Annotated in this window: 28 protein-coding genes; 13 read left to right on the top strand and 15 right to left on the bottom strand. The window is 70.7% G+C overall.

Annotation, left to right across the window (positions count from 1 at the left end; all coding sequences use genetic code 11):
* Positions 1-12: 12 nt before the first annotated feature.
* Genes ssuE through ACIOHP_RS20990 form a run of 3 tightly spaced genes read left to right on the top strand, consistent with a single transcriptional unit; the run spans position 13 to position 2940 of the window.
* The gene (gene ssuE, locus ACIOHP_RS21000) at positions 13-567 is read left to right on the top strand and encodes an NADPH-dependent FMN reductase (RefSeq protein WP_361544366.1); all 555 of its coding nucleotides are present in this window, start codon (positions 13-15) and stop codon (positions 565-567) included.
* A gap of 5 nt (positions 568-572) precedes the next feature.
* Positions 573-1757: an SfnB family sulfur acquisition oxidoreductase gene (locus ACIOHP_RS20995; protein ID WP_401889519.1), complete on the top strand. Its 1185-nt coding sequence runs from the start codon at positions 573-575 to the stop codon at positions 1755-1757.
* Positions 1758-1794: 37 nt separating this feature from the next.
* A complete protein-coding gene (locus ACIOHP_RS20990; RefSeq protein ID WP_401889516.1) occupies positions 1795-2940 on the top strand; it encodes an LLM class flavin-dependent oxidoreductase in 1146 nt (381 codons plus the stop codon).
* Here the strand turns inward: ACIOHP_RS20990 and ACIOHP_RS20985 are convergent.
* Positions 2937-3287 carry a nuclear transport factor 2 family protein gene (locus ACIOHP_RS20985; RefSeq protein ID WP_401889514.1) on the bottom strand — a complete coding sequence of 117 codons (351 nt, stop codon included), beginning with the start codon at positions 3285-3287 and terminating at the stop codon, positions 2937-2939. The two genes, ACIOHP_RS20990 and ACIOHP_RS20985, sit on opposite strands and share 4 nt — an antisense overlap.
* On the bottom strand, positions 3284-4342 hold the full coding sequence (locus ACIOHP_RS20980; protein WP_401889512.1) for an acyl-CoA dehydrogenase family protein: 1059 nt from the start codon (positions 4340-4342) through the stop codon (positions 3284-3286). The genes ACIOHP_RS20985 and ACIOHP_RS20980 overlap by 4 nt, the downstream gene beginning before the upstream one ends.
* A 98-nt stretch (positions 4343-4440) precedes the next feature.
* Here ACIOHP_RS20980 and ACIOHP_RS20975 point away from each other — a divergent pair, with 98 nt between their 5' ends.
* A complete protein-coding gene (locus ACIOHP_RS20975) occupies positions 4441-4797 on the top strand; it encodes a YciI family protein (protein WP_361488914.1) in 357 nt (118 codons plus the stop codon).
* Positions 4797-5963 (top strand): RNA polymerase sigma factor, encoded by a 1167-nt coding sequence (locus ACIOHP_RS20970; protein WP_401889509.1) that lies wholly within the window; start codon positions 4797-4799, stop codon positions 5961-5963. The genes ACIOHP_RS20975 and ACIOHP_RS20970 overlap by 1 nt, the downstream gene beginning before the upstream one ends.
* On the opposite strand, the gene urtE is transcribed toward ACIOHP_RS20970, so the two are convergent.
* The 6 genes from urtE to ACIOHP_RS20940 all read right to left on the bottom strand — a co-directional run bounded on the left by urtE (position 5953) and on the right by ACIOHP_RS20940 (position 12035).
* Positions 5953-6645, bottom strand: a complete 693-nt coding sequence (gene urtE, locus ACIOHP_RS20965; protein WP_361544384.1) for an urea ABC transporter ATP-binding subunit UrtE — start codon at positions 6643-6645, stop codon at positions 5953-5955. The genes ACIOHP_RS20970 and urtE overlap by 11 nt on opposite strands.
* Entirely contained in the window at positions 6645-7406 is a 762-nt protein-coding gene (gene urtD / locus ACIOHP_RS20960) for an urea ABC transporter ATP-binding protein UrtD (RefSeq protein WP_361544387.1), read from the bottom strand. Before urtD ends, urtE begins: the two co-directional genes overlap by 1 nt.
* Positions 7403-8491, bottom strand: a complete 1089-nt coding sequence (urtC, locus tag ACIOHP_RS20955) for an urea ABC transporter permease subunit UrtC (protein WP_361544390.1) — start codon at positions 8489-8491, stop codon at positions 7403-7405. The genes urtD and urtC overlap by 4 nt, the downstream gene beginning before the upstream one ends.
* Positions 8488-9384 (bottom strand): urea ABC transporter permease subunit UrtB, encoded by an 897-nt coding sequence (gene urtB, locus ACIOHP_RS20950; protein ID WP_361488900.1) that lies wholly within the window; start codon positions 9382-9384, stop codon positions 8488-8490. Before urtB ends, urtC begins: the two co-directional genes overlap by 4 nt.
* Before the next feature lie 63 nt (positions 9385-9447).
* A complete protein-coding gene (gene urtA / locus ACIOHP_RS20945) occupies positions 9448-10716 on the bottom strand; it encodes an urea ABC transporter substrate-binding protein (RefSeq protein ID WP_401889504.1) in 1269 nt (422 codons plus the stop codon).
* A 206-nt stretch (positions 10717-10922) separates the two neighbouring features.
* Positions 10923-12035: a substrate-binding domain-containing protein gene (locus tag ACIOHP_RS20940; protein WP_401889502.1), complete on the bottom strand. Its 1113-nt coding sequence runs from the start codon at positions 12033-12035 to the stop codon at positions 10923-10925.
* A gap of 78 nt (positions 12036-12113) precedes the next feature.
* On the opposite strand from ACIOHP_RS20940, the gene ACIOHP_RS20935 reads away from it, so the two are divergent.
* The 4 genes from ACIOHP_RS20935 (at position 12114) to ACIOHP_RS20920 (ending at position 15791) form a co-directional block, all read left to right on the top strand.
* Positions 12114-12551, top strand: a complete 438-nt coding sequence (locus tag ACIOHP_RS20935) for a MarR family winged helix-turn-helix transcriptional regulator (protein WP_401889500.1) — start codon at positions 12114-12116, stop codon at positions 12549-12551.
* A 65-nt stretch (positions 12552-12616) separates the two neighbouring features.
* Entirely contained in the window at positions 12617-13996 is a 1380-nt protein-coding gene (locus ACIOHP_RS20930; protein WP_361544679.1) for an aldehyde dehydrogenase family protein, read from the top strand.
* Between the two features lie 24 nt (positions 13997-14020).
* Positions 14021-14683: a hypothetical protein gene (locus ACIOHP_RS20925; protein WP_401889498.1), complete on the top strand. Its 663-nt coding sequence runs from the start codon at positions 14021-14023 to the stop codon at positions 14681-14683.
* Positions 14684-14897: 214 nt separating this feature from the next.
* Positions 14898-15791, top strand: coding sequence for an aldo/keto reductase (locus tag ACIOHP_RS20920; protein WP_401889495.1), 894 nt, complete (start codon positions 14898-14900; stop codon positions 15789-15791).
* Here the strand turns inward: ACIOHP_RS20920 and sph are convergent, their stop codons facing one another.
* On the bottom strand, positions 15792-16766 hold the full coding sequence (sph, locus tag ACIOHP_RS20915; RefSeq protein WP_401889492.1) for a sphingomyelin phosphodiesterase: 975 nt from the start codon (positions 16764-16766) through the stop codon (positions 15792-15794).
* Positions 16767-16924: 158 nt separating this feature from the next.
* Positions 16925-17383: a pyridoxamine 5'-phosphate oxidase family protein gene (locus tag ACIOHP_RS20910; protein ID WP_361544405.1), complete on the bottom strand. Its 459-nt coding sequence runs from the start codon at positions 17381-17383 to the stop codon at positions 16925-16927.
* A gap of 174 nt (positions 17384-17557) precedes the next feature.
* Between ACIOHP_RS20910 and ACIOHP_RS20905 the strand changes: the two genes are divergently transcribed.
* Both ACIOHP_RS20905 and ACIOHP_RS20900 read left to right on the top strand, forming a co-directional pair.
* A complete protein-coding gene (locus ACIOHP_RS20905) occupies positions 17558-17953 on the top strand; it encodes a VOC family protein (protein WP_401889489.1) in 396 nt (131 codons plus the stop codon).
* A 66-nt stretch (positions 17954-18019) separates the two neighbouring features.
* Positions 18020-19093, top strand: coding sequence for an adenosine deaminase (locus tag ACIOHP_RS20900; protein ID WP_401889486.1), 1074 nt, complete (start codon positions 18020-18022; stop codon positions 19091-19093).
* Here the strand turns inward: ACIOHP_RS20900 and ACIOHP_RS20895 are convergent.
* From ACIOHP_RS20895 to ACIOHP_RS20885, 3 genes are all read right to left on the bottom strand, one after another.
* Positions 19081-19590 (bottom strand): DinB family protein, encoded by a 510-nt coding sequence (locus ACIOHP_RS20895; RefSeq protein WP_401889484.1) that lies wholly within the window; start codon positions 19588-19590, stop codon positions 19081-19083. The two genes, ACIOHP_RS20900 and ACIOHP_RS20895, sit on opposite strands and share 13 nt — an antisense overlap.
* A gap of 28 nt (positions 19591-19618) precedes the next feature.
* On the bottom strand, positions 19619-21112 hold the full coding sequence (locus tag ACIOHP_RS20890; protein WP_401889481.1) for a carotenoid oxygenase family protein: 1494 nt from the start codon (positions 21110-21112) through the stop codon (positions 19619-19621).
* 67 nt (positions 21113-21179) lie between these two features.
* Positions 21180-22097 carry a LysR family transcriptional regulator gene (locus ACIOHP_RS20885; protein ID WP_401889479.1) on the bottom strand — a complete coding sequence of 306 codons (918 nt, stop codon included), beginning with the start codon at positions 22095-22097 and terminating at the stop codon, positions 21180-21182.
* A gap of 117 nt (positions 22098-22214) precedes the next feature.
* Here ACIOHP_RS20885 and mgrA point away from each other — a divergent pair, with 117 nt between their 5' ends.
* Positions 22215-23210, top strand: a complete 996-nt coding sequence (gene mgrA, locus ACIOHP_RS20880) for an L-glyceraldehyde 3-phosphate reductase (protein ID WP_401889476.1) — start codon at positions 22215-22217, stop codon at positions 23208-23210.
* On the opposite strand, the gene ACIOHP_RS20875 is transcribed toward mgrA, so the two are convergent.
* On the bottom strand, positions 23200-23487 hold the full coding sequence (locus ACIOHP_RS20875; protein ID WP_401889474.1) for a DUF1905 domain-containing protein: 288 nt from the start codon (positions 23485-23487) through the stop codon (positions 23200-23202). The genes mgrA and ACIOHP_RS20875 overlap by 11 nt on opposite strands.
* Positions 23488-23565: 78 nt before the next feature.
* On the bottom strand, positions 23566-23949 hold the full coding sequence (locus ACIOHP_RS20870; RefSeq protein ID WP_401889471.1) for a nuclear transport factor 2 family protein: 384 nt from the start codon (positions 23947-23949) through the stop codon (positions 23566-23568).
* Between the two features lie 350 nt (positions 23950-24299).
* Here ACIOHP_RS20870 and ACIOHP_RS20865 point away from each other — a divergent pair, with 350 nt between their 5' ends.
* Positions 24300-24710 carry a hypothetical protein gene (locus ACIOHP_RS20865; RefSeq protein WP_361544429.1) on the top strand — a complete coding sequence of 137 codons (411 nt, stop codon included), beginning with the start codon at positions 24300-24302 and terminating at the stop codon, positions 24708-24710.
* The last annotated feature ends 48 nt before the right edge of the window (positions 24711-24758 follow it).

Here is a 24758-nt window from a genome sequence, read left to right as displayed (position 1 = left end):
AAAGAGGACCGCATGGCCACCGTCCTGTCCGTCTCCGGCAGCCCCTCCGCCTCCTCCCGCACCAACCGCCTGCTGCGCCACCTCGACCAGCGGCTGGCCGCACAGGGCCACCAGGTGATCCCGCTCGACGTCCGCACCATCCCCGCCGAGGCCCTCCTCGGCGCCGACTTCAAGCACCCCGCGATCGTCGAGGCCACCGAACTCTTCGCCCGCGCCGACGGGGTCGTCGTCGCCACCCCTGTCTACAAGGCGTCCTACTCCGGAGTCCTCAAGGCCCTGCTGGACCTGCTCCCGCAGTACGCGCTCACCGGCAAGACGGTGCTCCCGCTCGCCACCGGCGGCACCACCGCCCATGTCCTCGCCATCGACTACGCGCTGCGCCCGGTGCTCAACTCCATGGGCGCCGCCCACATCGTCCAGGGCTGGTTCACCCTCGACAAGGACATCACCGTGCACGAGGACGGCACCCTCAGCGTCGTCGCGACCAGCACCGAGGCCCTGACGCAGGTCGTCGACCAGTTCTCGGCGGCCCTGGGCCGCACCCCGGTCCTGGCCGCGGCGAGCTGACCCGGATGACCACCCATGTGATCGCCGACGACGCGGAGGCCCTCGCCGTCGCGGCCGCCCTGGCCGAGGAGTTCCGCGCGGGAGCCTCCGCGCGGGACTCCGAACGCAGGCTGCCGCGCGCCGAGTTGGACCGGCTCTCCGCGACGGGCCTGCTGGCCGTCACCGTCCCCGCGGAGCACGGGGGAGCGGACGTCGGCCCGCAGACCCTCGCCGAGATCTTCCGGCTGCTGGCCTCGGCCGACGCCAGCCTCGCGCAGATCCCGCAGAGCCACTTCGCCTACGTCAACGTGATTCGTCGTCAGGGCACTGAACAGCAACGGAAGTTCTTCTTCGCCGAACTCCTCTCCGGCCGCCGCCTCGGCAACGCCCAGTCGGAGGCGGGCACCCGGCACGTCCAGGACATCCGCACCCGCCTCGCACCGCGACCCGACGGTTCCTACGTCCTCGACGGCGTCAAGCACTACGCCACCGGCGCCCTCTTCGCGGACTGGATCCCCGTGCTCGCTCGTGCCGAGGACGACAAGCTGCACGTCGCGTACGTGCCCCGGGACGCGCCGGGCCTGACCGTGATCGACGACTGGGACGGCCTCGGCCAGCGCACCACCGCCAGCGGCACGGTCCGCCTCGAAGGCGTCGAGGTCCCGGCCGACCGGGTCCTGCCCCATCACCTCACCTTCGAGGGCCCCCAACTCCACGGCGCCGTCGCCCAGTTGCTGCACGCCGCCATCGACACCGGGATCGCCGGGGGAGCGCTGGCGGAGGCGGCGGAGTTCGTACGGACGAAGAGTCGGCCGTGGTTCGAGAGCGGCCTCGAAACGGCCGCCGAGGACCCGCTGCTGATCCAGCGGTTCGGCGAACTCGCCCTTCAGGTACGGGCGGCGGAAGCGCTGCTGCGGGAAGCCGCCCGCGGTGTCGAAGCGGCGCAGGCCGACCTGACCGACGACTCGGCGGCCGAGGCGTCGATCGCCGTGGCCGCCGCCAAGGTGCGGGCCGCCGAGGCGGCTGTCGAGGTGGCGAGCGCGCTCTTCGAGGTCTCCGGCACTCGCTCGGCCCTCAACTCTCTGAATCTGCACCGTCATTGGCGCGACGCCCGCACCCACACCCTGCACGATCCGACCCGCTGGAAGATCCAGCACATCGGCCGGTACGTGCTCAACGGCACCAGGCCGCCCCGCCACGGTCTGCTCTGACCCCGAAGATCTCGAAGCCCTGATCGGAGACCCCCACGTGTCCCTCACCTTCCACTGGTTCCTGCCCACCAACGGGGACAGCCGCCATGTCGTCGGCGGCGGCCACGGCACCCCGGCCACCGTCTCGGGGCGAGACCGGCCGCCGACGGTGGCCTATCTGAGCCAGATCGCCCGTGCCGCCGAGGACCTCGGATTCGTCGGCGCGCTCACGCCGACCGGCGCCTGGTGCGAGGACGCGTGGCTGACCACCGCCATGGTCAGCCAGCACACCGAGCGGCTGAAGTTCCTGGTCGCCTTCCGCCCCGGATTCGTCTCACCGACCCTCGCCGCGCAGATGGCCTCCACCTTCCAGCGGCAGAGCGGCGGACGGCTCCTGCTCAACGTGGTCACCGGCGGCGAGAGCCATGAGCAGCGGGCCTACGGCGACTTCCTCGACAAGGACGACCGCTACCGCCGTACCGGCGAATTCCTCGAAGTCGTACGAGGGTTGTGGGAGGGCAAGACGGTCGACCTGAAGGGCGAGCACCTCCGGGTCGAGGACGCCAAGCTCGCCCGGGTGCCCGACCCCGTCCCCGAGGTGTACTTCGGCGGCTCCTCGCCGATCGCCGGCGAGATCGCCGCGCAGCACGTCGACGTGTACCTGACCTGGGGCGAGCCCCCGGCCGCGGTCGCCGAGAAGATCGCCTGGATCCGGGGGCTCGCCGCGAAGCACGGCCGTACCCTGCGCTTCGGCATCCGGCTGCACGTCATCACCCGCGACACCTCCGAGCAGGCGTGGGCCGAGGCGAACCGGCTCCTCGAGGGCTTCGACCCGGACACCGTGAAGTCCGTCCAGGCCGGCCTCGCCCGCAGCGAGTCCGAGGGACAGCAGCGGATGCTCGCCCTGCACAGCGGTGGCAGCCGGGACGGACTGGAGATCCACCCCAACCTCTGGGCCGGCATCGGCCTGGTCCGCGGCGGCGCGGGCACCGCCCTGGTCGGCAGCCACGACGAGGTCGCCGAGCGCATCAAGGAGTACCACGCCCTCGGCATCGACGAGTTCGTCCTCTCCGGCTATCCGCATCTGGAGGAGGCGTACTGGTTCGGCGAGGGCGTCCTGCCGAGGCTCGCCGCCCAGGGGCTGTGGCGGCACCCGTTCGAGAAGGCGGCCGCTCCCTCGGCGCAGGTGCCGTTCACGAGCTAGCGGCGGTCGCCGACCTCGCCGCCGAAGAAGACCTGCACCTCCCGAACGAGTCCGTCCCGGACGGTGATCGCCTCGACATTGCGGTACCGGCTGCCGGTCGTGAGCTCGTACTCGTAGTGGACGAGTACGAGCTCCCCGTCGGCGGGGACGACGTGCAGCAGCCGCTGCTCCGTGAACCGGTCCGCGGTCGGGAAGCACCGCTCGAAGAAGGCCGCCTTGTCGATGTGGTCGTCCCGCGGACTGGTGAAGGTGAAGTCCTCGGCGTAGAGCGCGAAGGCGGCCTCGCGGTCCTGTGACCGGTAGTGGCGAAACGCCGCTTCGACGACGGCGGTCGGGCTGTTGTTCATTCGGGCTCCCGGGTCTGTGTCAGTGCGTCGAGGTGCGCCCCGCGCACCGGCGACGTCTGCCCCTGCACCAGCAGGAACAGTCCCTCCCTGGCCAGCCGCTGGGCAGGATGGCGTACGTCCATGGTGCGGCCGCCCCCGGCCACGACCGCGGCGGTCGTGGCCGCCCGCATCAGGTCGTACGAGCGGGTCTTCAGTGCCAGGCGTTCCTCGACGTGCTCGTGCGCGACGGGGTGCTCGGCCAGCTCGTACGCCTGCCGCCGTACCTCGTCGACCTGCCCGCGCAGCTCACGGGCCGCCTCCGCCTCCCCGGAGTCCTCCAGCACACGCAGCGCGGCATACGCCACCCCGAAGACCGCCGGGGACGCGTTGGTGCTCCGGGGCAGGTCGACGAGGGCGAACTTCTCCCGCGGGGTGCGCAGCACCACGCTCTCCTCGAGCAGCCACAGGCCCTCCAGCTCCAGGGAGACCGTACGGGCGGCCGTGAGCGCCGCCAGTCGCATGGGCTCCGAGGCACGCATGCCCGGCTGCTCGCGGGCGTCGGCGAAGGCGAACACGATCTCGTCGGAGTCGGTCACGCCCGCGAGCAGCATCACGTCGTTCAGCCCCCAGCCCGTGTACCAGGGCACGGTTCCGTCGAACCGCCAGCCGTCCCGCTCCGCCCTCGCCCGCACGGGGACCCGGGGGAACGCGCGGACATGGGCGTACGCGATCCCGGCCAGCAGTTCACCGGACGCCAGCGGGCGCAACAGCCGCTCCCGGAGCGGGCTTTCGGACTTCGCGAGCATCCGCACCGGAGTGTGGTGCTGGGTCTGCACGAACCAGGTCGAGCAGCACGCCCCGGCCAGGATCTCCTGGATCTCCCGCGCCACCGAGTCGGGGGCGCCGGCCCCGCCGTACTCCGGCGGCGCGCTCACCCCGAGCAGCCCCGAGCGTCCGATCTCCGCGACATGACTCGCGGGCACCTCCGACAGGTCGACCCGCGCCGCCTGCGGGGAGAGGAGGCGGTCGGCGAGCTCCTGGGTGCGGACGACGAGCGGGTGCGGTGCCATGGTCATGGAAAAGATTCTCCCGATGTCGTCGTGCGCGGTGTCGATCCGGGGGTGCGCCGTTCGTGTAGGAGCTGAGAGAACGACACGCCACCAAGGAGGACGTCATGCAGTACTACCTGCTCAGCGTGATCACCCCGACCGACGGAACACCGCCCGGACCCGAGGCCATGGCGGAGATCGTCCGTAACCTCGACACCTTCCACGCGGAACTGCGCGAGGCCGGCGCCTGGGTCTTCGCCGGCGGACTGCACGGCCCCGACACGGCCACCGTGCTGCGTCCCGGGGACGGCGACGTCCTGATCACCGACGGACCGTACGCCGAGGGCAAGGAGTACCTGGGCGGCATCTGCCTCATCAAGGCCCCCGACCTGGACGCGGCCCTGGAATGGGGCAAGAAGGCGGCCCGGGCCACCACCTTGGCCATCGAGGTGCGCCCGTTCATGCACCAGGCCGAGGACTGATGCCGGCGCCCGTCGACGTCGAGGCCGTCTTCCGCGCCGAGTACGGCCGGGCCGTCGCCGTCCTCGTCCGCTTCCTCGGCGACATCGACCTCGCCGAGGAAGCGGTGCAGGACGCCTTCACCACGGCCGTGCGGCGCTGGCCGGAGACCGGAGTGCCGCCGAGCCCGGCCGGCTGGATCATCACCACCGCCCGCAACCGCGCGATCGACCGGCTGCGCCGCGAGGCCAAGCGGGACGGCCGACACGCCGAGGCCGCCCTCCTGCACACCCCTGACGCGCCGCCCGAGGAGGGCCCCGTGCGCGACGAACGCCTCCGTCTGATCTTCACCTGCTGCCATCCCGCCCTCGCGCCGCAGGCCCGGGTCGCCCTGACCCTGCGCCTGCTCGGCGGGCTCACCACACCCCAGATCGCCCGCGCCTTCCTCGTCCCCGAGCCGACCATGGCGCAGCGCCTGGTCCGCGCCAAGGCGAAGATCCGCGACGCCCGGATCCCATACCGCGTGCCCCGCGACGCCGACCTCCCGGACCGGCTGCGCGGGGTCCTGGCCGTCGTCTACCTGATCTTCAACGAGGGCTCGGCCGGCCTGTGCGCCGAGGCGATCCGCCTCGGCCGGCTGCTGACCGACCTGATGCCGGACGAGCCCGAGGCCGCGGGCCTGCTCGCCCTGATGCTCCTCGTCGAGTCCCGTAGGGCGGCGCGGGAGGACAGCGAGGGCGTGCTCGTGCCGCTGCCCGAGCAGGACCGCGGGCGCTGGGACCGCGAGCTCGTCACCGAGGGGCAGGATCTCGTACGACGGTGTCTGCGCCGGAATCAGCCGGGGCCGTACCAGATCCAGGCTGCCATCCAGGCCGTCCACAGCGACGGGCCGCCGACGGACTGGACGCAGGTCCTCCAGCTGTACGACCAGCTGACGGCCCTGGCCCCCGGCCCGGTCGTCGCCCTGAACCGGGCGGTCGCCGTGGCCGAGGTCGAGGGGCCGCGCCCGGCCCTCGACCTCGTGGACTCCCTCGACCTCGACGGCTACCACGTCTTCCACGCGGTCCGCGCCGACCTGCTGCGCCGCCTCGGCCGGGACACGGAGGCGGCGCGGGCCTACGAGGCCGCCGTCGCCCTGGCCGGGAACCCGGCGGAACGCGCCTGGCTCGAACGCCGCCTCACACGCTGAGCGCCTCCCGCACCGCGAGCTCCGACTCCTTGCCGCCCTCGCCGAAGGACGTGACCCGCCCGGCCTCCAGGACGTAGTACTTCTGCGCCGCCCGCATCGCGAAGCCGACGTGCTGCTCGACCAGCAGCACCGAGAGCCCGCCCCGGGCGGCCAGCGCGAGGATGGTCTCCTCGATCTCGGCCACCACCGACGGCTGGATGCCCTCGGTCGGCTCGTCGAGCAGGAGGATCCGAGGCTCCGTCACCAGGGCGCGGGCGATGGCGAGTTGCTGCCGCTGGCCGCCGGAGAGCAGTCCCGCCCTTCGGCCGGAGAGGGTCCGCAGGGCGGGGAACAGGTCCAGCGCCTCGGCGATCGCCTCCTTGCCGCGTCTGCGGCCGTCCGCGACGAGCTGGAGGTTCTCCGCGGTGGTCAGGTGCGGGAACGACTGCTGCCCCTGCGGGACGTACGCCATCCCGCGCGCGACCCGCTCGTGCGGCTTGCGACGGGTGATGTCCTCGCCGTCGAGGCGGATCGTCCCGCTGCCCGGGGTGAGCAGGCCGACGGCGGCGCGCAGCAGTGTGCTCTTGCCGGCGCCGTTGTGCCCGAGCACCGCGGCCACGCCGTCCTTCGGTACCTCGACCGACACCCCGTGCAGGACCGTGCTGCGGTGGTAGCCGACGCGGACGTCCTCGATCTGCAGCATCACGCCTCCTGTACGACGGCAGGGACGTCCTCGGTCACCGCGTGCCCGAGGTACACCTCCTGCACCTTCGGGTCCGCCTGCACCTGGGCCACCGTGCCCTCGCTGAGCACCTTGCCGGCGTGCAGCACGCTGACGCTGCGCGCGAAGGAGCGCATGAAGTCCATGTCGTGCTCGATGACGACGACGGTGCGCTCCTCGCTGATGCGCTGCAACAGCTCCCCGGTCGCCTGCCGTTCGTCGTGGCTCATACCGGCCACCGGCTCGTCGAGGAGCAGCAGCTTCACGTCCTGCACGAGCAGCATGCCGATCTCCAGCCACTGCTTCTGGCCGTGGGCGAGGATTCCGGCGGGGGAGTCGGCGAGGTCCGTGAGCCCGACGGTCTCCAGCGCCTTCGCGACGGTCTCCGGGACGTCCTTGCGGCGCCGCAGCATGGTCCACATGCCGCGGCCGGCGCCCGCCGCGATGTCCAGGTTCTGAAGGACCGTCAACTCCTCGAAGACGGTGGCCGTCTGGAAGGTCCGCCCGATCCCGGACCGTGCGATCCGGTGCACGGCCCGCCCCAGCAGCTCCTGGCCGGCGAACCGTACCGAGCCCTCCGCCCGCACCAGACCGGTGACCGCGTCGACGAGGGTCGTCTTGCCCGCGCCGTTCGGCCCGATGAGGAAGCGCAGATCACCCGCGCTGACGTCGAGATCGACCCCGTCGACGGCGGTGAACCCGTCGAAGGACACCCGCAGTCCGCGTATCTCCAGCTCGCTCATGCTGCCTCTCCCACGGGAACGGCGGTCGGCTTCTTCTCGGTGGTCGCCTTGCGCCGCCGTACGAGGACGGCCAGGGAGGCGAGCCCACCCGGCAGGAAGGCCAGCGCCACGATGAACAGCAACCCCTGGAAGTACGTCCAGGCCGCCGGGAACTCCTCCGACAGCGCGGTCTTGGCCCACGCGACCGCGACCGCACCCAGGACCGCGCCCACCAGGCTCGCCCGGCCGCCCACCGCCGCGCCGATCACGAACTCGATGGACGGCACGATGCCGATCAGCGCCGGCGAGATGATGCCGACCGCCGGCACGAACAGCGCCCCCGCGAGGCCCGCCATACCGGCGGCGACGACGTACGCGACGAGCTTGACGTTCGCCGGGTCGTACCCCAGGAAGCGCACCCGCTCCTCGGAGTCCCGTACGGCGACGAGGAGTTCGCCGTACCGGCTGTTGATCAGCTGGCGGGCGATCACGATCAGGAGCAGCAGGGCCGCGGCGATGACGAAGTACACCATCCGCTGGTTGACCGGGTCGTCGAGGCTGTAGCCGAAGAAGCCCTGGATGTCGGTGAGCCCGTTGGTGCCGCCGGTGGTGGCCTGCTGGCCGATCAGCCAGATGGCCAGCGCCGCGGCGAGGGCCTGGCTGAGGATCGCGAAGTAGGCGCCCTTGACCCGGCGCCGGAAGATGAACAGGCCGAGCAGCGCGGCGACGGCCATCGGGAGCAGTACGGTCGCGGCGAGGGCGAACAGCGGGTTCTCGAACGGCTTCCACCACCAGGGGAGTTCGGTGGCCGTGCCGTACAGCTGCATGAAGTCGGGCAGGTTGCCCGGCCCGGCATCGGCGATCTTGAGATGCATCGCCATGGCGTAGCCGCCGAGTCCGAAGAACACCCCCTGTCCGAGCGTCAGCAGCCCGCCGCGGCCCCAGGCCAGACAGACGCCGACGGCGACCATGGCCGTGCACAGGTACTTGGCGAGCAGCCCGAGCCGGAAGTCGGACAGCGCGAGCGGAGCGACGGCGAAGAGGAGGACGGCGGCCCCGGCGAAACCCGCCCACACCCGTGCCGAGCGGCCTGTCAGGAGGTTCATACGAGACTCCTCGTACGCAGTGTGTACAGCCCCTGGGGCCGCCACTGGAGGAACGCGACGATGGCGACGAGCACCAGCACCTTGGCGACGCTGACGGTCGTGGAGTACTCCAGGACCGACTGGAGCACGCCCAGCACGAAGGCGACGATGACCGTGCCCTTGAGCTGTCCGATGCCGCCGACCACGATCACCAGGAAGGCGTCGATGATGACGTTGGTGCCCATCGTGGGCCCGATCGGACCGACCAGCGTGAGCGCCACCCCGGCGACGCCCGCGAGCCCGGAGCCGATGAAGAAGGCCGTACGGTCCACGGTCGAGGTCGAGATGCCGGACACCTCGGCCAGGTCCCGGTTCTGCACCACGGCCCTGATCCGGCGTCCCAGCGAGGTCAGCCGCAGCGTCAGCGACAGCGCGACCACGGCCGCCACGGCCAGTCCCAGGATGAACAGGCGGCTGTTGGCGAAGGTGAGCGGGTCGTCGCCACCGATGACGGTGATGTTCCCGGTGAGGAGGTCCGGCGCGCGGGTCTGGACATTGGGCGCGCCGAAGATGTCCCGGGCGAGCTGCTGGAGCATCAGCGAGACACCCCAGGTGACGAGAAGAGTGTCAAGTGGCCGCAGATACAGGCGCCGTATCAAGAGCCATTCCAGCAACGCGCCCAGCGCGCCCGAGACAAGAAATGCGACGGGAAGTGCGACCAGCAGTGAAATTCCCGCGCTGGAAATGGACTTCTGCAGGACGTATGTCGTGTAGGCGCCCGCCATGATGAACTCGCCGTGGGCCATGTTGATGACGTTCATCTGGCCGAAGGTGAGGGAGAGGCCGAGCGCGATGAGCAGCAGGACGGCACCGATGCTGATGCCGGTGAAGGTCTGACCGAGGATCACGGTCATACGGCGGCTCCGGAGAGGCGTGAGACGGCGGCCCCGCGGACGGGGCCGCCGTGTGACGGTCGGTCAGGACAGGCCGGAGGCCCAGGAGTAGCCCTTGAGGAACGGGTCCGGCTTGATGGGCTTGCCGGAGTTCCAGACCTCCTTGATCTGGCCGTCGGTGCCGATCTCGCCGATCCGGGCGGTCTTGTAGACGTGCTGCGAGGCGCCGTCGACGGTGACCTTGCCCTCGGGGGCGTCGAAGGTGATGCCGTCGGAGGCGGCCTTCACCTTCTCCGGGTCGAAGGACTTCGCCTTCTCGACCATCGCCTTCCACAGGTAGACCGAGGTGTACGCGGCCTCCATCGGGTCACTGGTCGGCTTGTCCTGGCCGTACTTGGCCTTGTACGCCTTCACGAACTTCGCGTTCGCCGCGCCCGCGGTGGTCTGGTAGTAGTTCCAGGCCGTCAACTGGCCCGCCAGATACTGCGTTCCGATCGACTTGACCTCCTCCTCGGCGATCGACACCGAGACGACCGGCATGGCCTTGGCGGTGAGCCCCGCGGACTTGTACTCCTTGAAGAAGGCCACGTTGGAGTCGCCGTTGAGGGTGTTGAAGACGGCGTCCGCCTTCGACGCCTTCACCTTGTTGGCGATCGTGGAGAACTCCGTGGAGCCCAGCGGCGCGTAGTCCTCGCCGGCGATCGTCATGCCGTTGGCCTTGGCGTACGCCTTGATCTCCTTGTTGGCGGTACGCGGGAAGACGTAGTCGCTGCCGACCAGGTAGATCTTCTTCAGGCCCTTGCTCTTGAGGTAGTCGAGGCCCGGGACGATCTGCTGGTTGGTGGTCGCGCCGGTGTAGAAGATGTACGGGGACTCCTCGAGCCCCTCGTACTGCACCGGGTAGAAGAGCAGCGACTTGTTCTTCTCGAAGACCGGCTTGACGGCCTTGCGGCTGGCGGAGGTCCAGCAGCCGAAGGTGGCCGCGACCCCGTCCTCCCTGATGAGCTTCTGCGCCTTCTCGGCGAACGTCGGCCAGTCGGAGGCGCCGTCCTCGCTGATGGGCTTGATCTGCTTGCCGAGCACCCCGCCGGAGGCGTTGATCTCGTCGATCGCCAGCTTCAGCGAGTCGCGTACGGTCACCTCGCTGATCGCCATGGTGCCGGAGAGCGAGTTGAGCAGACCGACCTTGACCGTGTCACCGCTGACGTCGATCTTCGCGGCCTTGTCGGACGACGAGCCGGCCGCGTCGGTCTTCGCGCCGCACGCGGAGAGGGCCACCACCGCGGTGAGCGCGGCGCCGCCGGCCAGGAAACGTCGGCGGAGAATACGGGAACTGCTGGAACCGCTGGACAAACCAACCCCCTCGGGTGACTGCCTGCTGAAGTGCGGTCCACAGACTCAAGTCCCCCTGTTTCCAGGGTGTTTCGCTCGACTTTCCCGGAGGCAACAAAAAACGCCCCTTGCGGCATGTGATCTGCATTGAGAAACAGAAATCACAATTCGCCCGAGGCATTCTAATTACTTTCTGTGGGAAGTATCTTGGCGGTGCCGGGTGCCTGTCAAGGGCGGGAGTCGTGCAGATCGAGCTCCGTGAGGACGTCGAAGTCCAGCCCGTCGGCGCGCGCCAGGTAGATCCGCTGGCGCACATGCCGGCCCCGCAGATGCATGAGCCCGCGCGGCCCCTCGTAGGACACCGACCCGGCCGCCGCCCCGATGGCCGCCACGTCCAGCGTCCCGGCTCGCCTGAGCAGCGCGGCGAGCAACAGCACGCCCTCGTAACAGGATTCGCCGAGACTGCCCAGCGCGGGCGCCTCGACGCCGTAGCGTCCGGCGTACTGCCCATGGAAGTCGAGGGTGTCCTGGTTGGCGAGCGAGGCGAAGAAGCCGGCGGTGCTGTAGAGGTCCTCGGTGGCCGAAGGGCCGCTCGCCATCAGCATGTTCTCGTCCATGAGGGTGCTGAGCCGCAGACAGCGCGCGGGCAGCCCGTAGGCGGCGAACGCCCGGTTGAAGCGCACCGCGTCGCTGCCCACCAGCAGCATCAGCACCGCGTCCGCCTCCGACCGCTCGATGCGCCGCAGCACCGGCTCGAAGTCATGGGTGCCCAGCGGGAGATAGACCTCCCCGTCCACGGCTCCACCGGACTCGCGGGCGTACCCGTGCGCGGCCCGTGCCGTACGCCGGGGCCATACATAGTCGTTGCCGACGACGAACCACCGGCGCACCCCGCGCTCGTGCGCCAGCAGCCCCATCGCGGGCCGGAGCTGGTCGCGCGGTGTCTCGCTCGTCAGGAACACCCCGGCGGTGTGCTCGCCGCCCTCGTACAGGGCGGTGTAGACGTACGGCACCCGATGGGCGATCCTCGGCGCCAGCGCCTGCCGCACCGAGGAGATGTGCCAGCCCGTGACCCCCTGTACGACCCCCAGGTCCACCAGCGCCTCGACGTGGTCGGCGATCTCCCGCGGCGAACCGCCGCCGTCCACGGGCAGTAGCCGCAGCTCACGCCCCAGGACCCCGCCCGCCCGGTTGACCTCCTCGGCCGCCAGCTGCGCGCACAGCTCGCAGGTCGGCCCGAAGATCCCCGCCGGCCCCTGCATCGGGACCACGAGAGCCACGCCGAGCACGGAGGCGTCGGCCGTGAACCACTCGGGTGCGGGGGCATCGTGGCGCAACATGGCGTCATGATTTCGGGTCCGCCCGGTGAACTCCAGCCTGTCTCATACGATGTACGCACCCCGTGACCTAGGAGCGCGATGCCCACCTCATCTCCGCGTCAGCCCCGCGACCTGGTGCAGCTCCTGACGCGGGCCGAGCGACTGGCGGCGCGCCGCCTCCAGACGGTCCTGGACGAGGAGGGCTGTTCGCTCGACGCCTGGCGGGTGCTCGGGCTGCTCTGCGACGGGCAGGGGCACCACATGACGGCGATAGCCGAGGCAGCGTTCCTGCCGCCGCCGACGCTGACCAAGCTCGTCGACCAGCTCGTCGACCAGAACCTCGTCCACCGCCGCGTCGACCCGCTGGACCGGCGCCGCATCCTCGCCCACCTCACCCCGCGCGGCGAGGAGTACTGGCGGCGCGTCGACCGCGCGGTCCGCGCCGACTGGCCCGGCCTCGGGGACAGCGACGAGGAGCTCCTGCGCGCACTGCTCGACCGGCTGGCGGGCACGCTGGACAGCTCCACCCGAGTGTGATCGCGGCGTAGCGGAAAGTTATCTACGTGGTGAGGGAATGTATCTGGGTGTAGAAAAGGTTGGTAATTACATCCAACCGTTCGAGGCCGTGCCCAGCGGCCGCGCAGCATCAGCGAGGCATCGTGAACCAGCCCACCCCCGAGCAGCCCGCCGACATCGTGGCCCGGCTGCGCGCCACCTTCCGCACCGGCCGCACCAAGCCTGTCGAATGGCGCACCACGCAGCTGCGCCGACTGCGCGAGATGCTCACCGAGCACGGCACCGACCTGGCCACCGCCCTCCACGCCGACCTGGGCAAGAGCTCCACCGAGGCCTACCGCACCGAGATCGACTTCGTGATCCGCGAGATCGACCACACCCTCGACCACCTCGAGGACTGGCTGCGCGTCGAGTCCGCCCCGGTCCCCGCGCACCTCGGCGCCGACGCCACCGCCTGGACGCAGTACGACCCGCTCGGCGTCGTCCTCGTCATCGCCCCCTGGAACTACCCGGCCCAGCTCCTGCTCGCCCCCGTGGTCGGCGCCCTGGCGTCCGGCAACGCGGTCGTCGTCAAGCCGAGCGAGATGGCCCCGGCCACCTCCGCCGTACTGGCCCGGCTCCTGCCGGCGTTCCTCGACACCGAGGCGTTCGCCGTCGTCGAGGGCGGCATCCCGGAGACCACGGCCCTGCTGGCCGAGCGCTTCGACCACATCTTCTACACCGGCAACGGCACCGTCGGCCGTATCGTCATGCGCGCCGCCGCCGAGCACCTCACCCCGGTCACCCTCGAACTCGGCGGCAAGTCCCCGGCGTTCGTCGACCGGGACGCCGACCTCCCCGTCGTCGCCGACCGACTGGCCCGCGGCAAGTTCCTCAACGCGGGGCAGACCTGCGTCGCCCCCGACTACGTCCTCACCGACCCGGAGACCGCCGCCGCTCTGGAGCCCCTGTTCCGCAAGGCGGTCGAGGCCGTCTACGGCAGTGACGCCTCGGCCTCCGGCGAGTACGGCCGGATCGTCAACGAACGGCACTTCGACCGGCTGAGCGGGCTGCTCGACTCGGGCCGTGTCGTCGTGGGCGGTGCGAGCGACCGTACGACGAAGTACATCGCGCCCACCGTCCTCGCCGACGTGGACCCCGCCTCGCCCGTCATGCAGGAGGAGATCTTCGGCCCGATCCTCCCCATCGTCACCGTGCCGGACCTCGACGGGGCGATCGACTTCATCAACGACCGCGACAAGCCCCTCGCCCTGTACGTCTTCACCGCGTCGCAGGACACCCGGGACCGCCTCGCCGCCGAGACGTCCTCCGGCGGCCTCGGCTACGGCCTCCCGCTGGCCCACCTCACCGTCTCCGACCTGCCGTTCGGCGGAGTGGGAGCGAGCGGCATGGGCAACTACCACGGGCGGTACTCCATCGAGACGTTCAGCCACCGCAAGGCGGTGCTGGACAAGCCGCTGGGCTGAGGCGCGTTGTGCTGAACTAAGGCCATGCGTAAGCGTGTTGTAGGAGTGGACGTCGGTTCGGTGGCCCTCGGCCGATTCGCCTGGGCCGCCGTCGACGTACCCTCTGCGGACCTCGTGGCCCAGGGAAGCGACCCGGAGACGGCTGTCCTGGCGCTGGCCGAAGGCCTGGCGTCCGGCGGGCGTGCCGCGCTCGTGCTGGAGGCGCCGTTGGCCGTACCTGTCCCGGCCGGGTGGCAGGAACTGGGCCGGGCACGCGTGGGGGAGGGCAACCGGCCCTGGTCGGCCGGAGCGGGCGCCGGCGTGCTGGCCACCGGAGTCGCGCAGGCGGCATGGCTGCTCGGGCGACTGGCGGACGTGCTCCCCGGCACGGCGGCCACCACCCGCCCGGACCGCTGGACGGCCCCCGACGGTCCACCCCTCCTGCTCGCCGAAGCACTGGTCTCCGGCGCCGGCAAACCCGTCCCCACGGAGTCCGGACCGCACGCCGCCGACGCCGAAGCCGCCGCCCGGGCCCTGGCCGAACGGCTGCCCGACCTGACCTCCGACGTGCACTGCGCCCCGCATCGCCCCTTCAACCTCATCGCAGCGGCCGCGCTCTGGGCCCGCCTGGACATCCCACCGGAGGAACTCCACACCGAGGTACTGGTGGTCCGGGCCCGCCCCGCTCCCGGCCGGGCGACCCCCTGACACAGGACCACCGACGGTTCGGTACCCCTGCGCACATCTGCCGACTCCGAGCTGGACCGGGCGATCGATGGCGCGATCGTCGTTTCCGAGGCCGACGAGACCGACGCGGCCATGCACTCCGGCCGGAGTGTCGTCGCAGCGGCCGACCAGGCCCGGCCCGCGTTCCTTGGTCCCGGCACCCTGTCCGCGGCCGTCCCTGTGTGACACTCCGCTGATGACCTCAGAAACGATCACCGCGGATGCCGCGGGCACCTGGAAACTGGGCGACCTGACCGTCAACCGCCTCGGCCTCGGCGCGATGCGGCTGACGGGCAGCGCCGCCTTCCACCACGGGACGCCGAGCGACCGGCAGCGCTCGATCGCCGTACTGCACAAGGCGATCGAGCTCGGCGTCGACCACATCGACACGGCGGCCTTCTACTTCTCGTCCCTGCGCTCCGCCAACGAACTGATCAACACCGCGCTGGCCCCGTACTCGGACGACCTGGTCATCGCCGCCAAGGTCGGCCCCTTCCGCGACTACACGGGGGAGTGGGGCACCTCGGCCCGCCCCGAGGACCTCCGCGGCCATGTCGAGGAGAACCTGCGCCAGCTGGGCCGGGACCACCTGGACCTGGTGTACCTGCGCCGCATGCAACAGGACTCGATCGCCGAGCACTTCGGCGCCCTGGCCGAACTGCGCGAGGCGGGCCTCATCCGCCACCTGGGCATCTCCGGGGTGAAACCCCGCCACCTCGCCGAGGCGCAGGCCATCGCCCCCGTGGTCAGCGTCCAGAACCGCTACGCCCTGGACCACCCCGACGAACTCCTGCGCATCTGCGGCCAACAGGGCATCGCCTACGTCCCGTTCTACGCGGTGGCCGGCACGGCGGGCGAACAGGGCGCGACCACGAACCACGACGACGAGGTGCTCTCCATCGCCCGGGCGCACGGTGCGAGCCCCGCGCAGATCCGTATCGCCTGGACACTGCACCAGGGCCCGCACGTATTGGCCATTCCCGGCACCGGAAACCCCGACCACCTCGTCGACAACGTGGCGGCCGGCGCGATCCGGCTGACCGACGACGAGCTGACCCGGCTCAACTCGTCGCACAACCAGGCAGGTTGATCAGCCGACGTCACCGATGACGGGATAGTGATCGGACAGATTCGTGTAGGTGTAGTCGGTTCCCCAGCTCGTCACCGTCCAGGGCGCCGACTCCTCCTCGACGACCTCGTTGCGCCACCCCGAGGGACGGGCGTGCCCCGCGCGGTGCAGGACGTGGTCCAGATCCTCGCGCGGGTCGTCCGGGTAGCGGTCACGGGCGATCGAGTTCTCCGCCGTGTCGAAGGAGTACGGATGCCCGGTGCGCGCGTCCGCACCCACCAGGTCCCCGTCGGCGAGCATCGAGTCGTACTCCGCGGTGCGCGAGTCGACGTTCATGTCCCCGGCGACCAGGACCTGCTCATTCGCCGGGATGTTCCTGGCGTCCAGGAACGCGTCGATGGCCTTGAACTGCCGACCGCGCATCGCGGCCGCCTCACCGGCGTCACAGCCCGGGTCGGTCGACTGCGCGTGGGTCCCGACGACGTGCACGCGCGCGCCGTTCACGTTCAGCACCACATACGCGAAGCCCTTGTTGGACCACCAGTCCGCCCCGCACGCGTCCTTGTACACATACTGCTCCTTGCGCAGCACCGGCCACCTGCTGAGCACCGTGACCCCGCCGTCCTCGGGCGTCGTCGCCGAGTAGGCCCCGCCCGTGGCGTCCCAGCCGGTCCTGCCCCGCCCCACCACCGGCGTCTGGTACGGGTACTCGCTCGCCGCGGCGCTCTTCAGCGCGTCCGACGAGGAGTTGTCGAACGCCTCCTGGAGCACCACGACGTCGTTGCCGTGGAAGAAGGAGGCCTTCGCGATCTCCGCGGCACGGTGGTCCTGTCCCCAGTTCGGATACAGGCTCTTGCTGAAAAGGAAGGCGTTGTACGTCAACACCCTTACGGGCGGCGCCTGATCGGCGGCCGTGGCGGTGGGAGCGGCGGTGGCCGCGAGGGCGAGCGCGAGCACGGTCGCGCCCAGGGTGCGGCGCGGTACGAGAGGCGTCACTGGGTCTCCCTGAGGGTGAAGGGGGTTGAGTGGCGCCGCACATCAAACCACCGGCAATTACTCCCAGGTAACACCCGTGCGAGGATCGGCTGACGGGAACCCGTCAGCTGTAGTCATCCCGTGCTTCGTGGACGGAATCTTCAGCGCCGGCAGCGGCACTAGACGACCCATTCGCCGTCCCGCATGATGTGCCGTTTCGGCAGCTCCCGCACCTCGTGCCACGCCTGCACCGCGTACGGCCGCACCTCGAAGAAGGCGTACGACGGGCTGTCCTCGCGCGGATCCCAGCCGTGCTTGGCGAGGAACGCGGCCGCCGCCGCGGGCGGCACCTCCTGGAGGGTGTGGGTCTCCACGGAGCCGTCCAGCAGAACCACGTCCCGGGTGTCCGCGAACGCCAGCCGCGCCCGGCGGCCGTCCCGCAGATTGCGGCCGGTCGGGTTCGTCAGGCGCGTCGCCAGCCATACGGCCCCGGCGTGCCAGACGAACCAGAGCGGGACCATGCACGGGAGCCCGTCGTCGTCCGCCGAGGCCACCCAGATGTCGCTCTCCCGGTCGAGCCGGGCCAGGACGTGTCGCTTGCGCTCCTCGGCATCGCGCGGAGGCTCGTCGATCTTCATGAACCGGACGGTAGTGAACCGGCGGGCGACCCCGCCTCGGTCCAGGGGCCCGCTCCGGCTCGGGCGTGCGTCCTAGGTCCGGGCGGGACGGAGACCGGCGGCCCGGGAGTGACTGGCGTCGGCGACGTTTTACGTATAACCTCTTCCGCTAACCCCGCCCTCCGAAAGGCCCCGATGAGACGCGTCGCCCTGGTCACCCTCGTCGTCGACGACTACGACGAGGCGATCCGCTTCTACACCGAGGCCCTCGGCTTCCGGCTCGCCGAGGACGCCCCGCGTCCCGACGGCTCCCGCTGGGTCGTCGTGGAGCCGGGGGCGGGACAGGGCGGGGGCACGGGCCTGCTCCTCGCCCGCGCCAAGAGCGAGGCCCAGCGCGGCAGGGTCGGCGACCAGACCGGCGGACGCGTCGGCTTCTTCCTGCACACCGACGACTTCGCCCGTGACCACGCCCGGATGACCGCCGCCGGCGTGACCTTCCTGGAGGAGCCGCGCCACGAGCCCTACGGCTCGGTCGCCGTCTTCCAGGACCTGTACGGCAACCGCTGGGACCTGCTCCAGCCCGCCGACTGAAGACCGCACCACACCCGTCGCACCGCCCCGACATCGCCCCGCCGCACCGCCAAGGAAAGATCCACCATGACTGCTACGCGCGTAGACTCCGACGCCATCCGCCTGCTGCCCAAGGCCGTGCTGCACGACCACCTCGACGGCGGCCTGCGCCCCGCCACCGTGGTGGAACTCGCGGACGCGGTCGGCCACACCCTGCCCACCACCGACCCGGACGAGCTGGCCGCCTGGTACTACGACGCCGCGAACTCCGGCGACCTGGTGCGTTACATAGCCACCTTCGAGCACACCCTCGCCGTGATGCAGACCCGCGAGGGCCTGCTGCGCACCGCCGAGGAGTATGTCCTCGATCTGGCCGCGGACGGTGTCGTGTACGGCGAGGTGCGCTACGCCCCCGAGCTGAACACCCAGGGCGGGCTCGCCATGAGCGAGGTCGTGGAGACGGTCCAGGAGGGGCTCGCGGCCGGTATGGCCAAGGCGGCCGCCGCCGGTACCCCGGTGCGGGTCGGCACCCTGCTGTGCGGCATGCGGATGTTCGACCGCGTCCGCGAGGCCGCCGACCTGGCCGTCGCCTTCCGTGACGCGGGCGTCGTCGGCTTCGACATCGCCGGCGCCGAGGACGGCTTCCCGCCCGCCGACCATCTCGCCGCCTTCGAGCACCTGCGCCGCGAGAACGTCCCGTTCACCATCCACGCCGGTGAGGCCCACGGCCTGCCCAGCATCCACCAGGCACTCCAGGTCTGCGGCGCCCAGCGCATCGGCCACGGCGTCCGGATCACCGAGGACATCCCCGACCTCTCGGCCGGCAAGCTCGGCCGTCTCGCGGGCTGGGTGCGCGACCGCCGTATCGCCCTGGAGATGTGCCCCACCTCCAACCTCCAGACCGGTGCCGCCACCTCGATCGCCGAGCACCCCATCACGGCCCTGAAGGACCTCGGCTTCCGCGTCACCCTGAACACCGACAACCGTCTGGTGTCCGGCACGACGATGACCCGCGAGATGTCCCTGCTGGTCGACGAGGCGGGCTGGACGGTCGAGGATCTGCGCACGGTCACGGTGAACGCCCTCAAGAGCGCGTTCATCCCGTTCGACGAGCGCAAGGCCCTCATCGAGGACGTCGTCCTGCCGGGCTACGCGCTCTGACGCAGTCCCCGGAGGAAGGCGGCCTGTCCGACGTGCTGCAGATCGTCGGACAGGACGCTGACCAGCCGGACGCCCAGGGTGACCGGCGGATCCCAGTTCGTGTCCACGACACGTTCCAGGTCCGCCGCGGTCACCCCGCGCAGCGCCTCCAGACTCTGGACGTGGACGGCGTCGTAATAGCCGGTCAGCAGGTCGGGGGAGTCGACCCGCACCTTCGCGACCTGCGCGGAGGTGTGACCGTACCCGTGGTCGCGGGGCGGCAGGTCCAGGCCGAAGCGCTTCTCCCAGTCCTGGGCCAGCCACACCTGGTCGAGGCCGAAGGCGTCGGCCAGATGGTCGTCCTGGATGCGGGTGAGGTGCCAGACCAGCCAGGTGACGGAGTTGGCGTCGGGGCTGAGGCGATGGTTGAGGTCGTCGGGGGCCAGGCCCTCGACGACGGCATGGACTTCTTCCTGGATACGGCTGAAACCGTCGATGAGGATGTCCTTTGCATGCATACCGTCCACCATCGCGCACCCGGCCGTCTCATGCGTCCGGAATCCAGCTCCCGTGGAACCCCAGCGGCACCCGGCCCGGCAGCTGGATCCGGGCGACCGGCTCGCCGGTGAAGTCCTGTGCGGCGAGGATCAGCAGGTCGGACGCTCCGCGGTCGGGGTCGTGGACGTAGGCGATCGCGTACCCGTCGTCCTCGGCCGCACTGTGTTCGCGCGGTACGAACACGGCTTCGCTCGCGGCCGCTCCTCGCGGCAGCCGGTGGACCTGGGTCGTGCCGCGCAACAGGTCCTGTTTGATGAGCGCGTTGCTGAACGCCCGGTCGGGCGGGTTGCCGTCGACCGCCATGTAGGCCACCGCCATCTCCGCGGACGCCGCCGCGTAGCCGTAGCGGTGCCTGCGGGACACCAACGCCTCGTTCACGCGGGGGAATTCCTGCGGGCGGTCGTCGAGGGTCCGGGTCCGCACCCGGCCGTGGCGCAGGTCGATCGTCCAGCGGTCGAGCCTGGGGGTGCCCGGGCTGTAGGGGCCGCCCGAGCCGTTGCCGGCGACGAGGAAGGGGGCGTCGAAGTTCGTCATGTCGATGACGATGTCCGGGCCCTCCTCGTAGGCGTTGAGGGTGTGCGAGTAGTAGACCGGGTCGACCTCGAACCAGCGGACCGCGCCGCCCTTGCGCGGCAGTACGCCGACCCGGGCCGGGTGCTCGTCGTTCCAGACGTACGGGACGATGTCCCCGCGCTCGGCGGCCAGCGCGTCGAAGGTGACCGGCATGTCGAGGATGACCACGTGGTGCTCGGTGAGGGCGAAGTCGTGGATCATCGGCGCGTCCGCCACCGGGATCTTGGTGGTGCGTGAGACGCGGCCCGTCGGGCCGATCACCAGGTGCCGGACGTGGTCCCAGGTCGGGTAGTAGGCGATGGCGTGCAGTTCACCGGCGTGGGCGTCGAACTTGGTGTGCGCGGTGAGCGGGCCCTTGAGGGTGCCCCGGAAGTCGTAGGTGCCCACGGTGTTGAGCTCGTCGTCGAGTTCGTACGGCAGCGGCCCGCTCTCCTGGAGTGTGAGGATCCGCCCCCGGTAGGGGATCACATGGGTGTTGCACGGGAAGTCGTCCGGCGGCACCGGACGCGGGTAGGGCTCGCCCAGTTTCTTCGCCACCTGGGAGGAGCGCACCCAGCGGTTGCGGTACCACTCGGCGCGGCCGTCGCGCAGCCGGACACCGTGCACCATGCCGTCGCCGAGCATCCAGTGGTGGGCGCGCGGGTCCTCCAGGCCGAGGACGTTGGGGCCGTTGCGCAGATAGCGGCCGTTCAGATCGTGGGGGATGCGGCCGGTGACCGGCAGGTCGAAGGCCGTCAGTTCCTCCGTGACGGGCTCGAACGCGCCCTCCAGGAAGGGGAAGCGCCGCGCGGTGGCCGCCTGGGGAGCCGCGGCGGCCGCCCGCGCTCCCGCTCCCGTGCCCACCAGTCCGCCCGCCGCCGCGATCGCCGCCGCGCCGCGCAGTACGTTCCGTCGTGTGTGGTCCGTCATTTCCCGTACTCCTGACCGCAGTTGCCGTGAGGGACGGTCACGAGTCTGCGGTGGGGGACGGGCCGGGTCAGGAGGGGTGGGCCCCGTCCGGGGGTGTACTTACGCCCCCTGTTTCCAGCAGCTCCATGAGTGCCCGGGCCGCCGGGCTGGTGGCCTGCTCGGGCGGCAGCAGGGCGACCGTCTCGTACACGGTCTCCCCGGTGCCCTTCACGGGCAGCGCGGTCAGCGACGGGCGCTTGTGGCGGAAGTGGCGCGGTACGACGGCGACACCCAGGTTCTCGTCCACCAGGTCCAGGAGGCTGTGCACGTCGTTCACCTCCAGCGCGACCGCCCGCCGTACGCCCGCGGCGGCGAACGCGGCGTCGGTGGTGCGGCGCGGGCCCCAGTCCGGGTGGAAGTCGACGAAGACCTCGCCGCCCAGATCCTCCGGGGTCACGGCCGCGCCGACGCGCGCGAGCCGGTGGTCGGGGTGGCACAGGACGGTCATCGGCTCCCCGGCCAGCGGGACGACCCGCAGCTGATCGGTGTCCTCCTGTGCCGTCCGCACCGCGAAGGCCAGGTCGAGGCGCCCGGCGGCGACCTCCTCGGCGAGCGCGCCCGAGCCCGCCTGCCGCAGACAGATCTCCACATCCGGGTGCCGTCGCCGGAACGTGGCGAGCAGGCCGGCCACATGCACCCCGGCGATGCACTGCTCCGAGCCGAGCGCGAGCATCCCGCGCAGCACGCCCTGCACCGCGGCGACCGCCTCATGGGCCGCCCGCACCTGCGCGAGGATGCGCTCGGCCTCACCCAGCAGCGCCCGGCCCGCGGGGGTGAGCGTCACCCGTCGGGTGGTCCGCACGAACAACGGCGTCTGCAGCTCCCGCTCCAGTGCCCGGATGGAGGCCGACAGACCCGACTGGGACACCAGCAGTCGCTCGGCCGCCCGGGTGAAGTGCTGGTCCTCGGCGACCGCGACGAAGTGCTGGAGATGTCGGAGTTCCATGACTGAGAAGCGTATCCGCTTAATTCCATCGGATTCTTCTGTTGGACCAATGCCCCCAGGTCGCGCGAGAGTGGACAGCGGTTCTCAGGAAACCGTGCCAACCCTTCTGGAGTCGCGTTGTACACCGCACACCCCGACCGCTACTCGGACATGCCGTACCGGCGCACCGGCCGCAGCGGCCTGAAGCTTCCCGCGATCTCGCTGGGCCTGTGGCACAACTTCGGCCCGGCGGACCGCACTGTCGAGACACAGCGCGCGATCCTGCGCCGCGCCTTCGACCTCGGGGTCACCCACTTCGACCTGGCCAACAACTACGGTCCGCCGCCCGGTGCCGCCGAGTCCGCCTTCGGCGAGGCCCTGAAGTCCGATCTCGCCGCCTACCGCGACGAGCTGATCATCTCCACCAAGGCCGGCTACCTGATGTGGCCCGGCCCGTACGGCGAGTGGGGCTCCCGCAAGTACCTGCTGTCCTCGCTGGACCAGAGCCTGACGCGGATGGGCCTGGACTACGTCGACGTCTTCTACTCGCACCGCCCCGACCCGGAGACTCCGCTGGAGGAGACGATGGGCGCCCTGCACTCGGCCGTGCAGCAGGGCAAGGCGCTCTACGTCGGTGTCTCCAACTACTCCGCGGAGCAGACCCGCGAGGCCGCCCGGATCCTCGGCGAGCTCGGCACCCCGCTCCTCATCCACCAGCCGCGCTACTCGATGCTCGACCGGCGCCCGGAGGACGAGGGCCTCCTGGACGCCCTGGACGAGCTCCAGGTGGGTTCGATCGTCTTCTCCCCGCTGGAGCAGGGCATGCTCACCGGGCGTTACCTCGACGGCATCCCGGAGGACTCGCGAGCCGCGAGCGACAGCCCGTTCCTGAACTCCGACGCGCTCACCGAGGACCTGGTCGCCCAGCTGCGCGAGCTGAACGACATCGCCCAGTCCCGCGGCCAGACCCTGGCCCAGCTGGCCCTGGCCTGGGTCCTGCGCGGCGGCCGGGTGACCTCCGCCCTCGTCGGCGCCAGCAGCCCGCAGCAGATCGAGGACAGTGTCGGCACCATCCGCAACCTCGACTTCGAGGCGGACGAGCTGGCCCGGATCGACGCCGTGCTCAAGAAGTAAGCCGCTCCTGGAGGCGGACGGTCACCGTGTCGCCCGCCTCCTTCCCGATGGCCCTGCGCACCTCGGCCTTCACGGGCAGCTTGTGCCTGCCGTCGCCCAGGGCCATGAAGGAGCTCTGGAACGGGTGCCCGTCGATCGTGCCGCGCACCTTGACCAGCCCGCGCGTGCCGAAGAACGCGACGGACTCGGACCACACGAGATAGGTCCAGCCCCCTTCTGCGGGGCTCTTGACCAGCTCGGCCGTGAAGTGCCGGTCCAGTTTCTCGGTCGTGCTCATGGCGCCGCCTTTCGCTCGCGGTGGTCTCCCGTCCAGGAGACCTCCCGTTCAGGAGACCCGCGCGAGCGCGAAAACTCATCACGCCCCTGCGGGCACCCGGTCCAGGAATCCGAGCACCGACCGGATACGGCCCTTCTCGTCCAGCGTGATCACGTCGAAGCCGGCGACGGGTGCGCTTCCGTCGGCCTCGTTCACCAGCTCCCAGGAGAAGCGCGCGGTGTCGTGATGGCCGTCCACGGCCGCGGTGGGACGGAAGGCGAACCCCGGGAACTGCTCGTGCGCCGCCGCGATCACGGCGGCGATCCGCTCATGGCCGCCCACGTCGGCCAGCGGGTCGGTGTAGGTGCCGTCCGGGGCCCAGGCGGCCGCCACCGCTTCGGCCAGCGACTCCTGATCGACGGCGTTCCAGGCCTCGAAGTAACGTGCGACGGCACTCTCGTAACGGTCGGTGTCGGCGGGCATGCGGAATCAGCCTCCATTGAGGTCGTATCTGCTGGTCAGGAACCGGATCCCGGTCGTGGTGAGCCGGTACCGCAACCTTGCCCGCACCGCCGCGGAGCGTCGATTACCCGTGGGGTAATGCCGACAGTCACCGGATTTCGGCCAACTCCCCCGGTGAATATGCCAGGAGACTGGCCGGAAAGTCATGGTGACAGTGTTTCAGTAGTGAACATACTCAAACCGACAGGGTATTCACATCCAGCGAGGATGTGATCACGCACCGCACATGAGCCCTGGGGTACCCGCAAGCACGAGAGCCGCACCGAAAGCGAGGCAAGCCGAGAGGCGCACTACGCACCGGGGGAGTGAACGTGCACGACGAATTCCTGTGCCATGTCACCGCGTACGGAACGTGCGAGGGGAAACGTATCGGCGTACCCCTGGGCAGCTATCGGGCCCCGACCCTCGCCCTGGCGCTCTGGTGGCTGCGTGACCGGGCCGCCTGGATCGCCGAGCGGCTCGACCCGCAGCCCGACGGCGAGCGCTTACCGGCGGGTGCCCTCGTCCCGGTCGCCGACACCGTGCCCGACGTGCCCTCCGTGCTGCGCGCCTGGTGCGGGAACGACGCCCAACAGGATCTGGTCGCCGAGGAGTTGGCGGCCGGGCGGCTGATCCGGATCGCCACCTGCGACGACACCACCGAGTACGAGCTGCTCGCCGAGTCGGTGGACGCCCTGCGGATGCAGCGGACGATTCCGGCTCTGGTGGTGTCGGTGGGCTGAGCCTCTGAGGCCGCGCCGGGCGCACATCTGGACGAATCGGTAGAATTT

Origin of the sequence: Streptomyces sp. NPDC087859 (assembly GCF_044742595.1) — a bacterium.
Taxonomy (GTDB): domain Bacteria; phylum Actinomycetota; class Actinomycetes; order Streptomycetales; family Streptomycetaceae; genus Streptomyces; species Streptomyces canus_F.
Note: the sequence above shows the minus strand (reverse complement) of the source record. Positions and strands in the feature narration are given on the sequence as shown.

Excerpts from the sequence above, each read along its gene's own strand:
- ACIOHP_RS20875 (WP_401889474.1), bottom strand. The coding sequence starts at position 23,487 with ATGAGCACGACCGAGAAACTGGACCGGCACTTCACGGCCGAGCTGGTC.
- ACIOHP_RS20935 (WP_401889500.1), top strand. The coding sequence starts at position 12,114 with ATGCCCACCTCATCTCCGCGTCAGCCCCGCGACCTGGTGCAGCTCCTG.
- ACIOHP_RS20925 (WP_401889498.1), top strand. The coding sequence starts at position 14,021 with ATGCGTAAGCGTGTTGTAGGAGTGGACGTCGGTTCGGTGGCCCTCGGC.
- ACIOHP_RS20940 (WP_401889502.1), bottom strand. The coding sequence starts at position 12,035 with ATGTTGCGCCACGATGCCCCCGCACCCGAGTGGTTCACGGCCGACGCC.
- ACIOHP_RS20985 (WP_401889514.1), bottom strand. The coding sequence starts at position 3,287 with ATGAACAACAGCCCGACCGCCGTCGTCGAAGCGGCGTTTCGCCACTAC.
- urtC (WP_361544390.1), bottom strand. The coding sequence starts at position 8,491 with ATGAACCTCCTGACAGGCCGCTCGGCACGGGTGTGGGCGGGTTTCGCC.
- ACIOHP_RS20910 (WP_361544405.1), bottom strand. The coding sequence starts at position 17,383 with ATGAAGATCGACGAGCCTCCGCGCGATGCCGAGGAGCGCAAGCGACAC.
- ACIOHP_RS20920 (WP_401889495.1), top strand. The coding sequence starts at position 14,898 with ATGACCTCAGAAACGATCACCGCGGATGCCGCGGGCACCTGGAAACTG.
- ACIOHP_RS20890 (WP_401889481.1), bottom strand. The coding sequence starts at position 21,112 with ATGACGGACCACACACGACGGAACGTACTGCGCGGCGCGGCGGCGATC.
- ACIOHP_RS20900 (WP_401889486.1), top strand. The coding sequence starts at position 18,020 with ATGACTGCTACGCGCGTAGACTCCGACGCCATCCGCCTGCTGCCCAAG.
- ACIOHP_RS20895 (WP_401889484.1), bottom strand. The coding sequence starts at position 19,590 with ATGCATGCAAAGGACATCCTCATCGACGGTTTCAGCCGTATCCAGGAA.
- ACIOHP_RS20980 (WP_401889512.1), bottom strand. The coding sequence starts at position 4,342 with ATGACCATGGCACCGCACCCGCTCGTCGTCCGCACCCAGGAGCTCGCC.
- ACIOHP_RS20995 (WP_401889519.1), top strand. The coding sequence starts at position 573 with ATGACCACCCATGTGATCGCCGACGACGCGGAGGCCCTCGCCGTCGCG.
- urtE (WP_361544384.1), bottom strand. The coding sequence starts at position 6,645 with ATGCTGCAGATCGAGGACGTCCGCGTCGGCTACCACCGCAGCACGGTC.
- urtB (WP_361488900.1), bottom strand. The coding sequence starts at position 9,384 with ATGACCGTGATCCTCGGTCAGACCTTCACCGGCATCAGCATCGGTGCC.
- ACIOHP_RS20905 (WP_401889489.1), top strand. The coding sequence starts at position 17,558 with ATGAGACGCGTCGCCCTGGTCACCCTCGTCGTCGACGACTACGACGAG.
- urtD (WP_361544387.1), bottom strand. The coding sequence starts at position 7,406 with ATGAGCGAGCTGGAGATACGCGGACTGCGGGTGTCCTTCGACGGGTTC.
- ACIOHP_RS20970 (WP_401889509.1), top strand. The coding sequence starts at position 4,797 with ATGCCGGCGCCCGTCGACGTCGAGGCCGTCTTCCGCGCCGAGTACGGC.
- ACIOHP_RS20975 (WP_361488914.1), top strand. The coding sequence starts at position 4,441 with ATGCAGTACTACCTGCTCAGCGTGATCACCCCGACCGACGGAACACCG.
- ACIOHP_RS20870 (WP_401889471.1), bottom strand. The coding sequence starts at position 23,949 with ATGCCCGCCGACACCGACCGTTACGAGAGTGCCGTCGCACGTTACTTC.
- ACIOHP_RS20885 (WP_401889479.1), bottom strand. The coding sequence starts at position 22,097 with ATGGAACTCCGACATCTCCAGCACTTCGTCGCGGTCGCCGAGGACCAG.
- ssuE (WP_361544366.1), top strand. The coding sequence starts at position 13 with ATGGCCACCGTCCTGTCCGTCTCCGGCAGCCCCTCCGCCTCCTCCCGC.